This window comes from Marinobacter sp. (genome assembly GCF_033722195.1).
In the GTDB taxonomy this organism is placed as follows: domain Bacteria; phylum Pseudomonadota; class Gammaproteobacteria; order Pseudomonadales; family Oleiphilaceae; genus Marinobacter.
Genome location: NZ_JAWVZL010000002.1, coordinates 25,572 through 41,054 on the forward strand (window position 1 = coordinate 25,572; position 15,483 = coordinate 41,054).

12 protein-coding genes and 2 pseudogenes are annotated in these 15,483 nt (G+C 64.1%); all 14 read right to left on the reverse strand.

The window, feature by feature from the left end; translation table 11 throughout:
- Positions 1-34: 34 nt before the first annotated feature.
- The 14 genes and pseudogenes from cobA to trpB all read right to left on the reverse strand — a co-directional run bounded on the left by cobA (position 35) and on the right by trpB (position 15,483).
- A complete protein-coding gene (gene cobA, locus R3280_RS00630; protein WP_318996633.1) occupies positions 35-901 on the reverse strand; it encodes a uroporphyrinogen-III C-methyltransferase in 867 nt (288 codons plus the stop codon).
- Complete coding sequence (gene serS / locus R3280_RS00635; RefSeq protein WP_318996634.1) at positions 898-2,172, reverse strand: serine--tRNA ligase; 1,275 nt, start codon at positions 2,170-2,172, stop codon at positions 898-900. Before serS ends, cobA begins: the two co-directional genes overlap by 4 nt.
- 100 nt (positions 2,173-2,272) lie before the next feature.
- Entirely contained in the window at positions 2,273-3,625 is a 1,353-nt protein-coding gene (locus R3280_RS00640) for a replication-associated recombination protein A (RefSeq protein ID WP_318996635.1), read from the reverse strand.
- A complete protein-coding gene (gene lolA / locus R3280_RS00645; protein WP_318996636.1) occupies positions 3,625-4,263 on the reverse strand; it encodes an outer membrane lipoprotein chaperone LolA in 639 nt (212 codons plus the stop codon). The genes R3280_RS00640 and lolA overlap by 1 nt, the downstream gene beginning before the upstream one ends.
- A 45-nt stretch (positions 4,264-4,308) precedes the next feature.
- A pseudogene (locus R3280_RS16885) lies at positions 4,309-5,853 on the reverse strand (DNA translocase FtsK); the annotation flags it as partial.
- Between the two features lie 425 nt (positions 5,854-6,278).
- Positions 6,279-6,921, reverse strand: a pseudogene (locus tag R3280_RS16890) (DNA translocase FtsK 4TM domain-containing protein); the annotation flags it as partial.
- A gap of 51 nt (positions 6,922-6,972) precedes the next feature.
- The gene (locus tag R3280_RS00655; protein WP_318996638.1) at positions 6,973-8,196 is read right to left on the reverse strand and encodes an O-succinylhomoserine sulfhydrylase; all 1,224 of its coding nucleotides are present in this window, start codon (positions 8,194-8,196) and stop codon (positions 6,973-6,975) included.
- An 11-nt stretch (positions 8,197-8,207) separates the two neighbouring features.
- Complete coding sequence (purF, locus tag R3280_RS00660) at positions 8,208-9,728, reverse strand: amidophosphoribosyltransferase (protein ID WP_318996639.1); 1,521 nt, start codon at positions 9,726-9,728, stop codon at positions 8,208-8,210.
- 35 nt (positions 9,729-9,763) lie between these two features.
- Positions 9,764-10,312, reverse strand: a complete 549-nt coding sequence (locus tag R3280_RS00665; RefSeq protein WP_318996640.1) for a CvpA family protein — start codon at positions 10,310-10,312, stop codon at positions 9,764-9,766.
- Positions 10,313-10,396: 84 nt separating this feature from the next.
- Positions 10,397-11,068 carry an SPOR domain-containing protein gene (locus tag R3280_RS00670; RefSeq protein ID WP_318996641.1) on the reverse strand — a complete coding sequence of 224 codons (672 nt, stop codon included), beginning with the start codon at positions 11,066-11,068 and terminating at the stop codon, positions 10,397-10,399.
- Positions 11,069-11,183: 115 nt separating this feature from the next.
- Positions 11,184-12,479 (reverse strand): bifunctional tetrahydrofolate synthase/dihydrofolate synthase, encoded by a 1,296-nt coding sequence (gene folC / locus R3280_RS00675; RefSeq protein ID WP_318996642.1) that lies wholly within the window; start codon positions 12,477-12,479, stop codon positions 11,184-11,186.
- Positions 12,463-13,389: an acetyl-CoA carboxylase, carboxyltransferase subunit beta gene (gene accD / locus R3280_RS00680; protein WP_318996643.1), complete on the reverse strand. Its 927-nt coding sequence runs from the start codon at positions 13,387-13,389 to the stop codon at positions 12,463-12,465. Before accD ends, folC begins: the two co-directional genes overlap by 17 nt.
- A 52-nt stretch (positions 13,390-13,441) precedes the next feature.
- Positions 13,442-14,254 carry a tryptophan synthase subunit alpha gene (gene trpA, locus R3280_RS00685; protein ID WP_318996644.1) on the reverse strand — a complete coding sequence of 271 codons (813 nt, stop codon included), beginning with the start codon at positions 14,252-14,254 and terminating at the stop codon, positions 13,442-13,444.
- Between the two features lie 20 nt (positions 14,255-14,274).
- Positions 14,275-15,483, reverse strand: a complete 1,209-nt coding sequence (trpB, locus tag R3280_RS00690) for a tryptophan synthase subunit beta (RefSeq protein WP_413468723.1) — start codon at positions 15,481-15,483, stop codon at positions 14,275-14,277.

Consider the following 15,483-nt stretch of genomic DNA (forward strand, 5'->3'; position numbering starts at 1 on the left):
CGATGACCGGGGCGTTTTTTTATGGGCCGAAGAGCTAACCGGCCGTGGGCGCGGCGAAATCCGAGCCCAGCCAGTCCAGCCGGGAGCGCAACGTCACCACATGGCCGATGATGATCAGGGTTGGCGCCGGTACCTGGCTCTCACGAACCTTCTCCACGATGGTGTCCAGGGTGCCCACCACCACCCGCTGCTCCGGCGTGGTGCCTTTTGAGACCAGCGCCACCGGCATGGCCGGGTCCATACCATGGCTGATCAGCTCGCGACTGATAATGGGCAGGCCCACCAGGCCCATGTAGAACACCAGGGTCTGGTTGTTCTGGACAAAATCGTTCCACGGCAGGTCACAGGTGTCGTTCTTCAGGTGGCCGGTGACAAAGCGTACCGACTGGGCGTGATCGCGATGGGTCAGCGGGATACCGGCGTAGGCGGCGCAGCCTGAAGCCGCGGTAATACCGGGCACCACCTGAAAGCGCACACCGGCCTCGGCCAGGGTTTCAATCTCCTCGCCACCGCGGCCGAAAATGAACGGGTCGCCGCCCTTCAGCCGCAACACCCGGTGCCCGGCACGGGCCAGCTCCACCAGGCGCTGGTTGATCTGGTCCTGTGGCAGGGTGTGGTCGGAGCGGCGCTTGCCCACATGAATGCGCTCGGCGGACTCGGGAATCAGGGCCAGGATTTCCGGCGACACCAGCCGGTCGAACAGCACCACGTCGGCGCTGGTGATGATCCGGTAGGCCTTGAGGGTCAGGAGCTCCGGGTCACCGGGGCCGGCCCCCACCAGGAACACCTCGCCTTCGGAGCTGTTGGGGTTGTCGGTGATGGTATTGCTGCGATAACGGGTTGGCAGCGCCGGACGCCGGCGCTGACCCTCCTGGTTTGCATCCTGCCTGCCGGTACTCATCGCAAGGTATCCAGACCTCCCATGTAGGGCTTGAGAACCTCGGGCACACGCACGCTGCCGTCGGCCTGCTGATAGTTCTCCAGTACCGCCACCAGCGCACGCCCCACCGCCAGACCGGAGCCGTTCAGGGTGTGGAGGGGCTCCGGCTTGCCGGTTTCCGGATTGCGCCAGCGGGCATGCATGCGGCGGGCCTGGAAGTCACGGGTGTTGCTGCATGAAGAGATTTCACGGTACTTGCCCTGCCCCGGCAGCCAGACCTCCAGGTCGAAAGTGCGGGCGGCAGCAAAACCGATATCCCCACCACACAGCTCCACTACCCGGTAGGGCAGCTCCAACAGCTGGAGCACCTTTTCGGCGTGGCCGGTGAGTTCCGCCAGGGCGGCCTCGGAGGCGTCCGGGCGGACGATGTGGATCAGCTCCACCTTGTCGAACTGGTGCTGCCGGATCATGCCGCGGGTATCCCGGCCGTAGGAGCCGGCCTCACTGCGGAAACAGGGGGTGTGGCACACCAGCTTCATGGGCAGCTGGTCGGCCTCCACGATGGTATCGCTCACCAGGTTGGTGGCGGGCACCTCGGCGGTGGGAATCAGGTACAGCGGGTTGTCCCCTTCCACCTTGAATAGGTCTTCCTCGAACTTGGGCAGCTGGCCGGTCCCGAACAGGGTCTCGGCGTTCACCAGGTACGGCAGGTAGGTCTCGGTGTAGCCGTGCTCGCCGGTGTGCAGGTTCAGCATGAACTGGGCCAGGGCCCGGTGCAGGCGGGCAATGGGTCCCTGCATCACCGCAAAACGGGCCCGGGCCAGACGGCCGGCGGTCTCGAAATCCAGGCCACCGATGCGCTCACCCAGCGCAACGTGATCCAGGGGCTCGAAGTCGAAGGACGGCGGCGTGCCCCACTGGCGCACCTCGACGTTGTCGTCCTCGCTCTCACCCTCGGGCACGGTTTCATCCGGCAGGTTGGGCAGGCCGGCCAGGAAATCGCTCAGTTCCTGCTGCAGCTCCCGCAGCTCCTCCTCGGCCCGTGAGCGCTCGGACTTGAGCTGCTCCACCTCGTCCAGCAGCGGCTGGATGTCCTCGCCGGCTGCCTTGGCCTTGCCAATCGACTTGGAACGCTTGTTCTGCTCACTCTGGAGAGTCTCGGTGCGGACCTGGAGTGAGCGGCGACGCTCCTCCAGCGCCTCGAAGGCGGTCTGATCAAAGCGGTAGTGTTTGACCGCCAAGCGGCGTGCGATCTCTTCCGTCTGATTGCGAACACGTTTTGGGTCGAGCATGGTTGTCCTGTGGCATGAGTGAGTGATTCGACAGGCGTCGTGGCAATTCCCGCATTATACCTGTCGAGTTCCTCCAGGCCACCATTGGCCCGGGGCGGCGCTAGTCGGTGTCGCCGGAGGGGTAGCGCTGGCGCTCGCTGGCCCGGTTGAGGGCATCAAGGCGGTCACGCTTCTCCGCCAGCTTGATCTCCAGACCCCGGGGCGCGGGCCGGTAGTAACGCCGGCCCTGGATGGCTTCCGGCAGGTAGGCCTCGCCGGCGGCAAAGGCGTCGGGCTCATCGTGGGCGTAGCGGTACTCGTCGCCATGGCCGAGGCTCTTGAGCAGCTTGGTAGGGGCATTGCGCAGGTGCACCGGGACTTCGTAACTGGGCTCACGGGCTATACTGGCAACACACTCGTTGTAGGCCTTGTAGACGGCGTTGCTCTTCGGCGCCAGCGCCAGGTAGGTGACGGCCTGGGCCAGGGCCAGCTCCCCTTCCGGCGACCCCAGCCGCTCCTGGGTCTCCCAGGCATCCAGGCACAGCCGCAGTGCCCGGGGGTCGGCATTGCCGATGTCCTCGCTGGCGATCCGCACCAGACGGCGGGCCACGTAGAGCGGGTCGCAGCCGCCATCCAGCATCCGGCACATCCAGTACAGCGAGGCGTCGGCGTCGGAACCCCGCACCGATTTGTGCAGCGCCGAGATCTGGTCGTAGAAGACATCACCGCTCTTGTCGAAGCGGCGCAGGCTGGTCTGCAGCACCTGCTCCAGTTGCTGCGGGCTGATCCGGGGCCGGCCCTGGTCGTCGGGCTCCGCCAGGTCGGCCCCGACTTCCAGTATATTGAGGGCGCGGCGGGCGTCACCCCCGGCGGCGCGGGCCATGGTGGCCAGCACCTCGTCATCCACCGCCACTTCCCCCGCCAGGCCTTCGGGCTGCGTCAGTGCCCGGCGCAGCAGCACCCTCAGGTCGTCATCCTCCAGGTTCTTCAGCACATAGACCCGGGTCCGGGACAGCAGGGCGCTGTTGAGTTCAAAGGAGGGATTTTCGGTGGTGGCGCCGACAAAAATGAAGGTGCCTTCTTCGATATGCGGGAGGAAAGCGTCCTGCTGGCTTTTATTGAAGCGATGAACCTCATCCACAAACAGCAGGGTGCCGCGGCCCTCACCCTGTTTGCGCAACCTGGCCCGCTCCACCACCTCGCGGATGTCCTTGACTCCGCTCATGACCGCGGACAGTGTCTCGAAGCTGAGCTCACTGAGGTTGGCCAGCAGCCGGGCGAAGGTGGTCTTACCCACGCCCGGCGGCCCCCACAGGATCATGGAGTGGAGCTGGCCCTGCTCCACGGCGCGGCGCAGAGGTTTGCCAGGCCCCACCCGGTGGGCCTGGCCGACGTACTCATCCAGGTTCCGGGGTCGCATGCGGGCAGCCAGCGGTGCAAAGCCCGGCTGATCGCTGAACAGGCCCCCCTGCATCAGCCGTTGCCCTGGATCACGTCCACGTTGTCCGGGTAATCCAGCTCAAAAGCGCTATCCGGAATCTCGGCGTTGATCACCACGTCATCAAAGCTCAGCAGACTGCGCTGCTCCAGCGAGTCCGACAATCGCATTTCCTGCAGCTCGCCCTGGTAGAAGGTCAGGGTCAGCGACGTGAACAGGGAGTCGGGGTCCCGCGGAACCAGGGTGTATTCCACGGTCTTGTCACCAAAGGTGCGGTAGCTGACCTCGTAGGTCTGGGCCAGGTTGTCCACCTGCCCGCTCAGCAGTAGGGCCGGGGTACTGGACACCTTCTGGTCCATGGCCTGGATGGTCACCTGCTCGAGGTCCGGGTCGTAGACCTTGACCACCTCGCCATCGGCGACGATGTACTGGGCCATGGGCTGCTCGCTGTGCCAGTAGAACAGCCCGGGGCGCTTGGCCTTCAGGCTGCCCCGGCTTTCCTGCAGCTTGTCGCCCTGGGCGTCCATGACGGTCTGCACGAAGTCGGCCTGGAAGGTACGGTAGCTGCTGAGCTCGTCCGCCAGTCGGGCGGCCGCCGAATCGTCCTGGGCGACGGCCAGGCCGGCCATCAGCATCAGGGCCAGTGCCAAGACTCCGTTTTGCATGATTCGCATGAAACCCATCCAATGTCTCCTGATTGTTTGCGTCCGGGCGGGACACTAGTCCCGGGGGGGTGGCGGTGCCAGCACTTCCCGGGCTCCGTTGTGGCCGGCCGGACTCACCACCCCGGAGGCCTCCATGGCCTCCACCAGGTTGGCGGCACGGTTATAGCCAATCTTGAATTTTCGCTGCACCGAGGATATCGACACCCGGCGGCCTTCGGTGACGAACGCCACCGCCTCGTCGAACAGGGAGTCGGTTTCATCGCCGCTCCCGCCCTCCGACAGGGTGGGCACGCCCGGCAGGTTCTCACCCTCGGCGCCGTTTAGAACGTCGTCCACGTACACCGGCTCGCCGCGCTCCTTCCAGGCACTGACCACACGGTGGACCTCGTCGTCGTCCACAAAGGCACCATGCACCCGGACCGGCAGGCCGGAGCCCGGCGGCAGGTAGAGCATGTCACCGTGGCCCAGCAGCTGTTCGGCGCCGCCCTGGTCCAGGACGGTGCGGGAATCGATCTTCGAGGACACCTGGAAGGACATCCGGGTGGGGATGTTGGCCTTGATCAGACCGGTAATCACGTCCACTGACGGCCGCTGGGTGGCCAGGATCAGGTGGATACCGGCGGCCCGGGCCTTCTGGGCGATCCGGGCGATCAGCTCCTCCACCTTCTTGCCGACGATCATCATCATGTCGGCAAACTCGTCGATGACCACCACGATGAACGGCAGGGTATCCAGCTCCGGGCGGAACTGCTCGTCGTTGTCCAGATATTCGTCCGGTTTCCAGAACGGGTCCAGCAAAGGCTCGCCCGCCTCGGCGGCATCCTTGACCTTGCGGTTGTAGCCGGCGATGTTGCGCACGCCCAGGTTGGCCATCAAACGGTAACGGCGCTCCATCTCGGCGACACACCAGCGCAGGGCGTTGGCGGCCTCCTTCATGTCGGTGACCACCGGCGCCAGCAGGTGGGGAATGCCGTCGTAGATGCTCAGTTCCAGCATCTTCGGATCCACCATGATGAACCGCACTTCCTCGGGGGTGGACTTGAGCAGCATGCTCAGCAGCATGGCGTTGACGCCCACCGACTTACCCGAGCCGGTGGTACCGGCCACCAGCAGGTGGGGCATCTTGGCCAGGTTGGCCACCATCGGGTTGCCGCCGATGTCGTTGCCCAGGGCCATGGTCAGGGCCGATGACGACTCGGTGAATACCTTGGAACCAAGAACCTCACTCAGGCGCACCATTTCCCGCTCTTCATTGGGAATCTCGATCCCCACCACCGACTTGCCCGGGATGACTTCCACCACCCGCACGCTGAGCACCGCCAGGGACCGGGCCAGGTCCTTGGCCAGATTGGAGATGCGACTGACCTTCACCCCCGGCGCCGGCTTGATCTCGAAACGGGTAATCACCGGTCCCGGATTGACCTCCACTACTTCCACCGACACCCCGAAATCCGCCAGCTTCTCTTCCAGCAGGCGGGACATGTGCTCCAGGGATTCCTCGGAGTAGCCCTTGTCCTTGTTGCGCTGGTCCGGCGGGTCAAGCAGCGAGATTGGCGGTATCGGGCTTTCCACGTCGTCGAACAGGGACGGCTGCTTCTCGCCCTTGGGCTTGTTCGGCTCTTCGCGCTTGAACGGGGAAATCTTCAGGGCCTTGGCGACGGTTGCGGGCGTCGTGCGCGGACCGCTTCGCTCGGCGACCGGCCGTGTCGGGGAGTCGTCCGCGGTCATGGACTCCACCGGGTCCTCGCCGGCGGTTTCCCGGGACGAGAAACTCTCCAGCCGGGCGGGATCACTTAGCTGGCCCAGCAGGCCATCCAGACCGGGCTCACGCCGCGGCGCGGCGTCCACACCCGTGCCCTTGCGACCCAGGCCCAGCAGGCGCTTCCACCAGGGCCGGTGGGGTTCGTCATCGCTGGCCCGGTCGTTGACAATGGGCGGCTCGGCCGACGCGGCTTTTGCGGGGGATTCGGCCTCCTTGCGTTTGCCGGCCGCCCTGCCCGCGCTCTCGCCCTCATCGATCTTGTCATTGCCCTGGAAGAGATCCCGCAGGGCGTTGCCAAAGCGCAGGGTCAGTGCGCCGACCCGGTCCATCAGCCGCAACCAGGACAACCCGAGGGTAACGGTCAGGGCGAACAGGAAGATGGCCACCAGCAGCAGCGTGGTGGCCGGAAGATTGAAGAAGCGCACCATGGCGTCCGACACCGCCAGCCCCAGGACGCCGCCGGAGGTGGCCTCGAGGCCGAACACCGAGTACAGCGACAGCAGGCTGGTGGCGGACAGCAGGATCAGCAGGAAGCCGCAGAAGCGCACCATGAACAGGGGCCAGTGCAGGTCCAGGGGCTGATGCCGCAACCGGATCAGCATCACGGCGTAAGCCGCCACCATGACCGGGAACAGATAGGCCACGTGCCCGAAGAAGTCCCGCAACAGGCTGGCGATCCAGGCTCCGGTGCGACCGGCGTAGTTGCTCACGTGGGTTTCGTGGCCGATGCTGGCCCAGCCCGGATCGGCGGGGCTGAAGGTCACGAGCGCCATGGTGAGATAGATAGCCAGGGCGATCAGGGCAATAATCGCGCCCTCACGAGCGCCCTCCGCCATCAGGCGGCGGAAACGCTCCTGCTTTTCAGTCATTTCCGGTGTGGAAACCGCTTTCTTGGACTCGGCCATGGATGCTCAGACTGTTCCGTTACTGTTTGCTGCCACGCCTGGGACCCGAACTCAGCCGGGCAGAGCCGCCAGGCCACGCTTGAGATCCGTCTTCAGATCGTCCAGCGACTCGATGCCCACCGATATCCGGATCAGGTCGTCGGTGATGCCTGCCCGCTGCTTGTCCTCCGGTGACAGCCGGCCATGGGTGGTGCTGCCGGGATGGGTGATGGTGGTTTTGACATCCCCGAGGTTGGCGGTGATGGAAATCATGCGGGTGGCATCAATGAACGCCCAGGCGGCGTCTTTGCCACCGGCCACGGTAAACGACAGCACGCCACCGAATCCACTCTGCTGGCGAGCCGCCAGGGCATGCTGGGGATGGTCCCCCAGGCCGGCGTAGAAGACCCTGGTCACCCCGGCCTGCTGTACCAGCCACCGGGCCAACTCTAGCGCATTCTCGCAGTGGGCGCGCATACGGATTGGTAAGGTTTCCAGGCCCTTGAGAAAGACCCAGGCATTGAACGGACTCAGGCTCGGGCCCGCTGACCGCAGGAAGCCGTAGACCTCCTCCATCGGCTTGTCGGAGCCCACCACCACGCCGCCGAGGCAGCGGCCCTGGCCATCCAGGTACTTGGTGGCGGAGTGGATAACGATATCGGCACCGAATTCGAAGGGGCGCTGAAGTACCGGTGTGCAGAAACAGTTGTCCACCACGAACAGGGCATCGTTTGAGTGGGCCAGATCCGCCAGGGCCGACATGTCCGCCACCTCACACAGCGGGTTGGACGGCGTCTCGATGAACAGCAGTCGGGTTTCCGGGCGCATGGCGCTCTGCCACTCGGCCATGTCGGTGAGACTGACAAAGGTGGTCTCCAGGCCGAACTTGGCCAGGTATTTCTGGAACAGCACATTGGTGGTGCCGAATACGCCCCGGGAGCAGACCACGTGGTCACCGGCCTTCAGCAGCGCCATGCAGGTGGCCAGGATGGCCGCCATGCCGGAAGCCGTAGCGACCGCCCGTTCACCGCCCTCCATGGCCGCAATCCGGCGCTCGAAGGCCTGCACCGTGGGGTTGGTGAAGCGGGAGTAGATGTTGCCGGGCTCGTCACCGCCGAACCGGGCCGCCGCCTGGGCGGCGCTGCCATAGACAAAGCTGGAGGTGGGGAAAATGGCGTCGCCGTGCTCCAGCTGCTCGGTACGTATCTGCCCTGCTCGGACAGCCAGTGTGTCCACGGAGACGCCCTCAAGGTCCGACTCGGGGATGGACACATGTTCTTCACGTCGCAGGGTCATACCGCTTCGCCTCAGTCTTCGTCGTTGTACAGATCAATGATGCCGTTGTCGGAATCACCGATGTTAGCGCGAGCCTGGCTTTCATCGCTACGCTGCTGCTCCAGACGCTCCAGGTAGGCCTGGTCGATGTCCCCGGTGACATAGTCGCCATCGAACACCGAGCACTCCCAGCGCTCGATCTCCGGATTGACGTCGTTGACGCAGGCGATCAGGTCTTCCAGATCCTGGTACAGCAGCCAGTCGGCGCCGATGAGTTCACGGATTTCCTCGATGCTGCGGCCATGGGCGATCAGTTCGCTGGCCGCCGGCATGTCGATGCCATAGACATTCGGGTAGCGCACCGGCGGCGCGGCCGAGGCGAAATACACCTTGCGGGCGCCGGCGTCCCGGGCCATCTGTACGATTTCCTTGCAGGTGGTGCCGCGAACGATGGAATCGTCCACCAGCATCACGTTCTTGCCCTTGAACTCCAGGTCGATGGGGTTCAGCTTCTGGCGCACGGATTTCTTGCGCAGCTTCTGGCCCGGCATGATGAAGGTGCGACCGATGTACCGGTTCTTGATGAATCCCTCGCGGAACTTCACACCCAGGCGATGGGCCATCTGCATGGCGGAGGTGCGGCTGGTATCCGGAATGGGCATCACCACATCGATGTCGTGATCCGGATTCTCCCGCAGGACCTTGTCCGCCAGGGTCTCACCCATCCGCAGCCGGGCCTTGTAGACCGACACCTTGTCTATGATGGAGTCCGGCCGGGCGAAATACACGTGCTCGAAAATACACGGAATCAGGCGGTGTTCCCTGGCGCACTGGCGGGTATACAGAGTGCCGTCGGTTTCGATGTAAACCGCCTCGCCCGGCTCGATGTCTCGCACCAGGGTAAAACCTGCGGCGCTCAGTGCCACGCTCTCGGAGGCAATCATGTATTCCTTGCCCTCCGAGGTCTCCCGCACACCGTAACAGGCCGGGCGGATGCCGTTGGGGTCACGGAAGCCGACAATGCCGTAGCCGGTGATCATGGCAATGACGGCATAGGCACCACGGCAGCGCTCGTGGACAGCACTGACCGCGGAAAAGATCTCTTCCTTGGTGGGGTCGAGCTTGCCCAGCTTCTGGAGTTCGTGGGCGAAGACGTTCAGCAGCACCTCGGAATCGGAATTGGTGTTGATGTGGCGCAGGTCGGTGCGGAACAGGTCACGGCTGAGTTCATCGGCGTTGGTCAGGTTGCCGTTGTGGGCCAGGGTGATGCCGTAGGGGCTGTTGACGTAGAACGGCTGGGCCTCGGCGGAGCTGGAGCTGCCGGCGGTGGGATAGCGGACATGGCCGATACCGACGTTGCCCACCAGCCTGCGCATGTGACGAGTGCGGAATACGTCCCGTACCAGCCCGTTGTCCTTGCGGAGAAAGAACCGGTCGTCCTGGAATGTCACGATACCCGCCGCATCCTGGCCACGGTGCTGCAGGACGGTCAGGGCGTCATACAACGTCTGGTTTACGTTGGTGGTACTGACAATTCCGGCTATTCCACACATGTGTGCTGACTTCTCCAAAGCATTAGAACAGGAAATTAACGGGTGACAGCCTCGGGCACCGCGAGTTCGGTCCCGTTGGTCTCGGCAGCCGGCCCCAGGTAGCGGCCAAACTCATCACCAAGCGTACGTCTGGACCAGTCCTCCACCACCGCAAGGCGGTCAATCATGATGGAGGTTCGCCACCAGGTATCCTCCGACAGGGGGGTATAGCGGGTAAAAGCGATGGCCACAATCACCACCACCAGCCCCCGCAGGAGCCCGAACCCCATACCGAGTACCCGGTCGGTGGCGGTCAGTCCGGTTGCCCGGACCAGGTGGCCGATCATGTTGTTGATGATGGCCCCGATGATCAGCGTTCCGAAAAACAGAATAGCAAAAGCCGCAACCAGACGAACCATGGGAGTTTCCACAGTAGTCTCCAGCAGCGACTGCATCTGGGGGTGAAAGGTGCGGGCGATGATGAAGGCGCCGACCCAGGACACCAGCGACAGGGCTTCCTTGACGAACCCGCGCTTGAGGCTGATCAGCGTCGAAACGGCGATCAATGCGATGATGACCCAATCAATCCAGATCAACGCGTTCATGTGCAACCCGGCCACCAAAATGAAGCGCGAATTCTATCAGGAATCTCCACCGCACCAAACCGCAAAAACCGAAGCAGGGCAAGGTTATTCGCCGGCGGTCACCAGGCCGTTGAGACCAAAGCCCGCGTCCAGTTCACGCTTGGCTTTCTCCGCCGCTGCCTTGTCCACATAGGGGCCCACAAAGACCCGGGTGAAGGTGGTGCCGCCCTGCTCTACCCGCTGCAGGTGGGAGTCGTAACCCTTCTCGCGCACCTTGTCCCGCAGCCTGCGGGCGTTGTCGGCATTGCCGAAGCTGCCCAGCTGCACGACCCAGGCGCCCTCCAGGGAGCGGCTGAACTCCTCGGTTTCGGGCGCGGGCTCGGCAGCAGGCGCGGCAGGCTCCTGAGAGGCCTGGGTTTGAGTTTGAGTTTGAGTTTGGGCCGGGGTCTGGGTCTGAGACTGGGCCTGAGGCTGTGGTTCAGACTCCGGCGCCGCGGGTTCGGCTTCACCGGCGAGCTGTTCCGGCGCGGGCTGTGCCCGGTCGGGGCTGGCCGTGGGTTCGGAAGCCGGCGCCGAGGGCTCCTCAAGACGATAGCTGGGTGCCTCGGCATCGACCTTGGGGGGTGCCTGGACCTCCGGGAAAGGCGGCTCCTCGGGAATGTCGATCATGCGGGATGAGCGCTCGGTGTGGGGCTCGTCGAACAACATGGGCACAAAGATAACCGCCAGGGAAATCAGCACCAGCGCTCCGATTACCCTTTGTTTGAGTCCATCCACGTATTTTTCACTCCCCCGTCTGACTGTCTTGTGGCGCAAGCGTTGACGGCGCCAAACCGGATACTAACCGGGGCGACACCATAACTCAAAACCCCGTGGGAACCATGACCGATATTTAAGAACGGTCCGATGCCAGCAGATACTCACGGGCTTCCGCCACCGTATAGAAGGACCCGAAAACCACCACCAGGTCATCCTCGGCAGCCCGCGCCAGGGCCTCCTCCAGGGCTTCGGTGACGGTGCTGTGACAACTGGGAGGGCAGGATTGCAGCACCGGTGCCAGGCGCTGGTCCAGTTCGGTCACCGTGAGCCCCCTGGGCACCGCCAGACCCGCCAGGTACCAGTGGTCCACCACGCCGGTAAGGGCGTGAATGACCGCGCTGGCATCCTTGTCCGCCAGGCAGCCATAGACACCATGCACCCGGCGCTCCTTGAGGCTGGTCAGCTTGCCGGCAAGCCAGCGGGCGGCGTGGGGGTTGTGTCCCACATCCAGGTAGATGGCAGGGGCGTCGCCGAAACGCTCGAAGCGACCCGGCACGCGGACCCGCTCCAGGGCCCGATGGATGGTCTCGTCGCTCAGCGCCGGTTCCAGCCAGAGCGCACCACGGACCGCGGCTGCCACGCTGGTGAGCGGCAACGGCAGGGTCGGCAGCGGCACCACGCGCTGGAGCTCCGCGATGGCCACTGCCCTGCCCTGGTCCTGGAGCTGGTAGTCCTCTCCAAAGCGCCAGAGTCGGACATTCTGGGCCTGGGCCTGTTGCAGCACCGACCGGGGCGGGTCCTCATCGGCGTATATAGCCGCCACCGAGGGCCGCAGGATGCCCGCCTTCTCGAAGCCGATGCTCTCCCGGTCGCCACCCAGCCAGGCGACATGGTCTATGTCCACCGACGTGATGATGGCCAGGTCCGGATCCAGGGTATTGACGGCATCGAGGCGACCGCCCATCCCCACTTCCAGGACCCAGTCTTCCAGGCCCTTAGCGGCCATCACCAGAAACGCCGCCAGCGTACCGAACTCAAAATAGGTCAGTGACGTGTTGCCGCGAGCAGCCTCTATATGCTCGAAGGCCTCCACCAGGGTCTGATCAGACACTTCCTGGCCATTGATGCGGACACGCTCGTTGTAGCGGCTCAGGTGCGGTGAGGTGTAGGCACCTACCCGCCGGCCGGAGGCCATCAGCAGGGCTTCCAGGCAGGCCACGGTACTGCCCTTGCCGTTGGTTCCGGCCACGGTGATGATCCGGGCCCTAGGCCGGCCCGGCATGAGCTTACGTAACACCAGCAGGACCCGGTCAAGACCCAGGTCGATTTCAGAGGGGTGCAGGGCTTCAAGGTAGGTCAGCCACTGCTCGAGGGAAGCGGCGGTTCCGGGCCGGGCCGGAGCCGCCCGGGACTTACTGGGCTGCGACATCGTTTTCCGGCTTCTCGGAGACCTCGAACTCGATCGGCGCCTCCTGCTCTGGCTTGTCCATGCCGGTGAACTTGGCCAGCAGCGCAGCGATGCGCTCCCGCATCTTGTGGCGATGCAGGATCATGTCCACTGCCCCGTGCTCCAGCAGGAATTCACTGCGCTGGAAGCCTTCCGGCAGCTTTTCACGTACGGTCTGCTCGATAACCCGAGGGCCGGCAAAGCCGATCAGGGCATAGGGCTCGGCGATATTGAGATCCCCCAGCATGGCCAGACTGGCGGACACGCCGCCAAAGACCGGATCGGTCAGCACGGAAATATAGGGTATACCCTCCTGCTTGAGCCGCTCGAGGACGGCGGCGGTCTTGGCCATCTGCATCAGCGACAGGATCGCTTCCTGCATGCGGGCACCACCACTGGCGGAGAAACAGACCAAAGGGATACGCTCCTCCAAGGCCACATTGGCCGCCTGGACGAACTTTTCGCCCACCACCTGGCCCATGGAACCGCCGAGGAAGTTGAACTCGAAGGCACAGGCTACCAGGGGGACGCCCAGGGTGCGGCCGCGCATGGCCACGAGGGCATCCTTCTCACCGGTGGCCTTCTGGTTTGCCACCAACCGGTCCTTGTAGCGCTTGGTGTCCTTGAACTTGAGACGGTCCCAGGGTTCCAGGTCGGCACCGATCTCTTCCCGGCCGTCGGCATCGAGGAAGATATCAAGCCGGCGACGGGCGGTTACCCGCAGGTGATGCTGGCACTTGGGACAGACATCCAGGTTCTTGTCCAGCTCGGGCTTGTAGAGAAACGCGCCGCACTTGGGGCATTTTTTCCAGAGCCCCTCCGGCACACCGGTACGCTGCTTGGATTCCGAGCGGATTTTGCTCGGCATGATCTTGTCCAGCCAGTTGCTCATGGTGTCATCCTGTCCTTGAAGGCTTGCTGTTCCGGGCCGCTGGAGGTCCCCATCAGGAGGTCAGACCGTCCAGCGCCTCACGCATCGGGTGCAGCAGATCCGTCAGGGCACGCTTGAGCTGCCCGGAATCGGTCTGATTGTTGGCTATTGTATCCACCAGCACACTGCCAACAATTACACCATCGGATACCTTGCCCACAGCGGCGGCGGTGCTGGCGTCGCGGATGCCGAAACCCACCGCCACCGGCAGGGCCGTCAGCTTGTGGATATGCTCGACCCGACTGGCCACTTCTTCCACGTTGATGCCCTGGGCTCCGGTGATCCCCTTGAAGGAAACATAGTACACATAGCCGGAAGAGTGCTCACTGATTGACCGGATCCGGTCATCGGTGGTGGTGGGCGACAGCAGGAAGATGGCGTCCAGGCCCCGGGCGGTGAACAGGGGTGCAACTTCGTCGGCCTCTTCCGGTGGCAGGTCCACGGTCAGTACGCCGTCCACGCCGGCATCTTTGGCGGCATCGGCGAAGGCCTCGTAGCCCATACACTCCATCGGGTTGAGGTATCCCATCAGCACCACCGGGGTACGGCTGTCGCTTTCCCGAAAGGTCTTCACCATGCCAAGCACCTGGCGCAGGGAGGTGCCGTGCACCAGGGCCCGTTCACAGGCCAGCTGGATCACCGGGCCGTCCGCCATGGGATCGGAGAAGGGAACCCCAAGCTCGATAATATCGGCGCCGGCGTCGACGAGCGTGTGCATCAGTTCTACAGTCTGATCCGGCGCGGGATCGCCGGCGGTAATGTACGGGATAAGCGCCTTGCGCCCCTGCTCCTTCAATGCCTGCAGCACACCCTCAATGCGACTCATGCCCTCTCCTCTGTGCAAATTTAAAGGTCGATACCGTCCATCTTGGCGACGGTGTTGATGTCCTTGTCGCCGCGGCCGGAGACGTTGATGACTATCATCTTGTCCTTGTCCATCTCGCCGGCCAGCTTGATGGCGTAGGACACCGCATGGGCGGTCTCCAGCGCCGGCATGATGCCCTCGACACGGGTCAGTTGGTGGAAGCCTTCCATCGCCTCGTCATCCGTGACCGAAACGTACTTGGCGCGGCCTATGTCCTTCAACCAGCTGTGTTCGGGGCCAACGCCCGGGTAGTCCAGACCGGCGCTGACGGAGTGGGTACCGGCGATCTGGCCGTTCTCGTCTTCCATCAGGTAGGTGCGGTTGCCGTGCAGCACGCCCGGGCGCCCGGCGGACAGGGGTGCGGCATGCTTGCCGGTATCAATGCCAAGACCACCGGCCTCGACACCGTAGAGTTCCACACTTTCATCGGTGAGGAATGGATAGAACATGCCGATGGCGTTGGAGCCACCACCGACGCAGGCTACCAGGGCATCCGGCAGCTTGCCGGCCTGGCGCAGGGATTGTTCCCGGGTCTCGCGGCCAATGACCGACTGGAAGTCCCTCACCAGCAATGGATAGGGGTGCGGACCGGCGACGGTGCCGATAATGTAGAAGGTGTCGTCAACGTTGGTGACCCAGTCCCGCATGGCGTCGTTCATGGCGTCTTTCAGGGTGCGGGTGCCGCTGGTGACGGAATGCACCTGGGCTCCCAGCAGCTTCATGCGGTAGACGTTCAGGGACTGGCGCTGGACATCCTCCGCGCCCATGAAGATATGGCATTCCAGGCCCAGGCGGGCGCAGACGGTGGCGGTCGCCACGCCGTGCTGCCCGGCGCCGGTCTCGGCGATGATGCGTTTCTTGCCCAGGAAGCTGGCCAGCAGCGCCTGGCCAATGGTGTTGTTCACCTTGTGGGCGCCGGTGTGGTTCAGATCCTCCCGCTTCAGCCAGATCTGGGCGCCACCGGCTTTCCTGGTGAGGCGCTCGGCAAAATAGAGCGGGCTCGGGCGGCCGACGTAATCCGCCAGGTCCTTGTCGAACTGGGCCTGGAACTCCGGGTCCTTCTTGAGACGCAGGTACTCGCGCTCAAGGGTCATCAGGGAGTCCATCTGGGTTTCCGAGACAAAGCGACCGCCGTAGGCACCAAAATGGCCGCGAGTGTCCGGAAGCATGGCAAGCATATCGTCAGTCAG